The sequence below is a fragment of the Zooshikella ganghwensis DSM 15267 genome (genome assembly GCF_000428585.1).
Taxonomy (GTDB): Bacteria; Pseudomonadota; Gammaproteobacteria; order Pseudomonadales; family Zooshikellaceae; genus Zooshikella; species Zooshikella ganghwensis.
The window spans coordinates 1-4,476 of record NZ_AUAF01000245.1 but is presented as its reverse complement, the minus strand read 5'-3'; the positions used below and the strand labels follow the sequence as shown (position 1 = coordinate 4,476).

The following is a 4,476-nucleotide window of genomic DNA, read 5'->3' as shown; positions in this document are numbered from 1 at the left end:
ATTGTAGAGCACTAGGAATTACGCACCAACCGCAACTTATCTTTACCAAATATGCGCGTAAAGCCTCGCCCAATGCGGGCGGGGATATAAGCGCCCTGTCGTGAGGCAGGTATAACCGCAGATTTATCTATTTAAAGAATTATATTATTTCTGTAAAATACGTCATATGACGACTAAACGAGCCTACAAAGAACGTTTCTATCCAACCACTGAACAAGCTGAATTGCTTGCAAAGTCGTTTGGTTGCGCTCGTTTTGTTTATAACAATACGCTTAGGCACCGTACCGATGCCTATTATAAAAATGGCGAAAGTATTAGTCATGCAGATGCAGAAAAACGCCTAGTGCCACTGAAAAAAGAATTTCCATGGTTGGGAGAAATATCCAGCGTTATCCTGCAACAATGCCTCCGAGACCAACAAGAAGCTTTTAAAAACTTTTGGGCTGGTAGAGCAAAATACCCAAAATTTAAAAAGAAAAATGCAAGACAAAGTATTCGTTTAACCAAAGCGGCATTTAATTATAGAGATGGACAGCTTTTTATTGCTAAAAGCAGAGAGCCATTAGCTATCCGCTGGAGCCGTGAACTACCGTCTGAGCCTTCCAGTATCACAATCAGTAAGGACTATGCAGGCCGATACTTTGTCTCCATGCTATGCGAATTTGAACCCAAACCAATGCCTATCACTGCCAAAATGGTGGGTATTGATTTAGGTTTAAAAGATTTGTTTATCACCTCCGAGGGTGAAAAATCCGGTAATCCAAAGTTCACCAAACGCTACGAGCATAAGCTCGCCCACCTTCAGCGAAAACTAGCTAAGAAGCAAAAAGGCAGCAAAAACCGCGCTAAAGCAAAGCGCAAAGTAGCTCGCCTTCATGCAAAAATAGCGGATTGCCGAATGGATGCCAGTCACAAAGCATCCCGTAAATTAATTAACGAAAACCAAGTGATTTGCGTTGAAGACCTCGCAGTGAAAAACATGATTAAAAATCCAAAGCTAGCCAAGCATATTGCTGATGCTAATTGGGGAGAATTTGTCCGGCAACTGGAGTACAAAGCTAAATGGGCTGGACGTACAGTGGCTGTCATAGACCGATTTTTTCCCAGCTCCAAGCGTTGCCCTGGTTGCGGATATATTAATGAATCGCTGCCACTGTCAGTCCGAGAATGGGATTGTCCCGAGTGCTCAAGTCACTGGGATAGAGATATAGCCGCAGCAATGAATATCAAAACCGCTGGACTAGCGGGGTTAGCCTGTGGAGCGACTGGAACGGGGATTCTGGCTTAGCTGGAATCTAGGGAAAGCGTGCTGAAGCAGGAAGGTTTTTAGAGCAATCTAAGAACCCTCGCCCGATAGGGCGGGGAGTGTCAGAATCAAACAACCTTAAAGTGATTGTAGAGCACTAGGAATTACGCACCAACCGCAACTAATTGGGCCTGTTCCGTGGGGCTTGGTGAATTGTAGAGCACTAGGAATTACGCACCAATCGCAACTATTTAAACCACTTTGCTTCGCTTGCTGTAGAATACTAGGAATTACGCACTAACTTCAACTATGTATATACTCGCTCATTTACTCACATACTTCTTTACTCACTGTACTACCAAATCATTAATAGGCTTCTCTTCAAGAGCTGCTTTAACCTTTAAATCTTTGTAAAAGTTGGTACCCTGAACTGGAACATTAACAATGATGAAAAAAATACAGAAAATGTAGGAGCATAAAAGGTATTGTATCCAATATATGTCCATAAAGATAAAGACGGTTCCGCCAGTGGTTTTGCTCCAGGAGTTACAGGTCTTTTTTTTGCTGGAGAGACCATCAAAAAATGTATAGAAGACGCTAAAAGTGCATTTGCTACACACTTTAACTGCTTATTTGAAGAAGGTCGGCTAATACCAAAAGCTGCAGAAGTAGAAGAATATCTAGATGATGAGAACTGTCAAAACGGCTTGTGGTGCCTGGTTGAGATAGACACATTGAAATATGAAAGCAAAATTAGAAAGACCCATAACCAGCAGTTGCAATATATTGATGTTGCCGTTGAATATTTACGGGAAGCTTTGGATAGTGGTGATCCCCGCGTGATTCTCATGGCGCTAGAGAATATAGCAAAGGCACACAGTTCTTCAGCAGTAGCAGAAATGTTAGAAGATATTGAGCTTGCGGAAATTGTTAAGGCTAGAATACATCAAAACGAAATAGAGGTTAGTCTTGAGAATTTGTAGGTAGGAATTAAGGTTCTATCGCAAAGTTTGACTCGTCGCTATACGCTTTCTCAACAAGGCGATCAGGGCTAATGGCTTTCCGGAGAAAATCACCCTCGATGGAAGCAAAGCAGCGGTTGAAGCGGTTTGTCAGGAACGCGACGTGACCATTGAAAAACGTCAAACCAAGTATCTTAATAGTCGGGTTGTAGTATGGATCATACTATGCTTATCGAGTTGTTTATATTAGGTTTTTCTGTACGTATTCTCAATATGACAAGATTGACGCACAAACTATTTAGTTGGCTGAGGTATCACTATGAACATAAAACCAATTAAAACTGACGCCGACTACCAAGCGGTATTAAAAGAAGTTGATAGCCTGATGACGGCTGGTCCATGTACACCTGAAGGTGAAAAGCTAGATTTGATGGTGACACTCATAGAAGCTTATGAGGCAAAACACTTTCCAATGGATTTGTCTAATCCGGTTGAATGATACTTAAAATGACTTGGAAACTTAAATTTTAATTTATAGCCAGCTTTAAGCTGGCTTTTTAATATGGGGCATTGGTGAGTATATAAGTAAGTGAATTTTACTAGACTAGTTGTCAAAACAGCTATACTCTCATTTACTCATTTACTTAATTGAGGGTTTGAGATATGCCTGTCATTTCAATACTCAATCAAAAAGGTGGCGCAGGAAAAACAACTATTGCAGTTAATCTTGCACATGCTTTGAAATTAGAAGGTGGAAAAGTGCTACTTGTTGATTCTGACCCTCAAGGTAGTGCTCGTGATTGGAATGAAGCCAACGAGGGAGAAATTGTGCCTGTTGTTGGCTTAGATCGTGAAACCCTTCCTAAGGACTTACAAGCTATAAAAGCAGGCTATGACTGGGTAATTATTGATGGTGCACCGCAAATAGCAAAGCTTTCAGGAGCGGCGGTTAAAGCATCAGACTTAGTTGTTATCCCCTGCCAGCCTTCACCTTATGATGTATGGGCCGCAGCAGACCTGGTCGATATCATCAAAGCTCGACAAGATGTGACGAATGGTAAACCTCTTGCAGCTTTTATTATTAGTAGAGCAATCAAGAACACAAAGCTAGGTCGTGAAGTACAAGAAGCCCTTGAAGGTTATGAACTACCCATTATGCACTCTTCAACCACACAGCGTGTAGCATACCCAACCACAGCAAGTGAGGGACAAACCGTTTTTGTTGAACCCAAAAGTGCAGCCGCTCAAGAAGTTAACTTAATAAAAAATGAAGTAAAGGAGTTATTGAATGACCTTAAGAGCTAAAGTATCAACCCGTAAAACAACAGCAAAAGAAAAAGCTCTTCAGGAAGTGATTAAGGAAAGAACTGTTAGGCTTAATGCCAATATTCCACACTCCCTTTACAAAGACTTGAAAGTTAAAGCAGCACTTGAGGATAAATCCATTAACGATTTAGTTCTCCAATGGGTAAAGAAGTATGTGAGTAAATAAGTAAAACTTCAATTACTCATTTACTTATATATTGAAGGGCTAAGGTTCTTACTAAAAAGCCAGCTATAAAGCTGGCTTAATCGCCTACTCTAGGCTCTGTTAATTTATTTCCACTAAGTCATGAAGAAAGCTAACTACTAAATAATTATTATTTTTTATCTTAAAAAATAAATAATCACCAATATACTCTCCCATCTTAGCCTTATATAACTTAACATTTTCTAAACCATTTTCAAGAATGTTAGACTCTAGTATATCTAAGACTTGAGAAATAGACTTTTGTAGTAAATCCTTATCTATAAAAGATAAAGCTTTGGTAATATTAGCCTCTACTACCTTCATCCAGGGAAGTTGGTTATGACTCTCTTCTAAGCTTAATACTGGTAAATCAATGTCTTGAAGCACTTCATCAGAAGAGTCATTGATATAATTCATATAGGATGAAATAGCATCACTACTTGGAAGCTCAATAAGTAAAGCATTAAACAAACTATATTTGCTTATAGCACTTAAGCCTTTTAAGTAACCATCAAGCCATATTACATCTTGATCTATTATCATCATTTATCCTATTCACAGTCAGGATTGCAGCCCATGTTTTTAGCTTCTCGCTTCAATAAATCAAGCCTTTGCTGAAGAATTTTTATCCTTTTTACATGATTAACGTAGTTTCTTGTGCCTTTTTCTGCTGGATTTAAATCACCTTTTCTCCATTTAATTGTCTTCTTTAGATCTCTGATAGCGCTTTCCAAACCATCACAACCACCTCCAGGAAA

The 4,476-nt window shown here is 39.6% G+C and carries 7 protein-coding genes; 5 read left to right on the top strand and 2 right to left on the bottom strand.

All coding sequences use genetic code 11. From position 1 onward, the window contains the following. The first annotated feature begins 166 nt into the window (after positions 1–166). The 5 genes from F607_RS0125125 to F607_RS0125105 all read left to right on the top strand — a co-directional run bounded on the left by F607_RS0125125 (position 167) and on the right by F607_RS0125105 (position 3,700). The gene (locus tag F607_RS0125125) at positions 167–1,288 is read left to right on the top strand and encodes an RNA-guided endonuclease InsQ/TnpB family protein (RefSeq protein WP_038292254.1); all 1,122 of its coding nucleotides are present in this window, start codon (positions 167–169) and stop codon (positions 1,286–1,288) included. A 443-nt stretch (positions 1,289–1,731) separates the two neighbouring features. Beyond that, complete coding sequence (locus F607_RS33255; RefSeq protein ID WP_051311823.1) at positions 1,732–2,229, top strand: type II toxin-antitoxin system HicB family antitoxin; 498 nt, start codon at positions 1,732–1,734, stop codon at positions 2,227–2,229. A gap of 298 nt (positions 2,230–2,527) precedes the next feature. Further along, positions 2,528–2,707, top strand: a complete 180-nt coding sequence (locus tag F607_RS31795; protein WP_038292257.1) for a helix-turn-helix domain-containing protein — start codon at positions 2,528–2,530, stop codon at positions 2,705–2,707. Between the two features lie 164 nt (positions 2,708–2,871). Then, positions 2,872–3,513, top strand: coding sequence for a ParA family partition ATPase (gene parA, locus F607_RS0125110; RefSeq protein ID WP_027710228.1), 642 nt, complete (start codon positions 2,872–2,874; stop codon positions 3,511–3,513). Beyond that, positions 3,497–3,700, top strand: a complete 204-nt coding sequence (locus F607_RS0125105; RefSeq protein ID WP_027710227.1) for a hypothetical protein — start codon at positions 3,497–3,499, stop codon at positions 3,698–3,700. Before parA ends, F607_RS0125105 begins: the two co-directional genes overlap by 17 nt. Positions 3,701–3,799: 99 nt before the next feature. On the opposite strand, the gene F607_RS0125100 is transcribed toward F607_RS0125105, so the two are convergent. After that, positions 3,800–4,264 carry a hypothetical protein gene (locus F607_RS0125100; RefSeq protein WP_157365600.1) on the bottom strand — a complete coding sequence of 155 codons (465 nt, stop codon included), beginning with the start codon at positions 4,262–4,264 and terminating at the stop codon, positions 3,800–3,802. Between the two features lie 5 nt (positions 4,265–4,269). Beyond that, on the bottom strand, positions 4,270–4,476 hold a 207-nt coding region (locus tag F607_RS34990; protein ID WP_038292252.1), incomplete at its 5' end, for a hypothetical protein.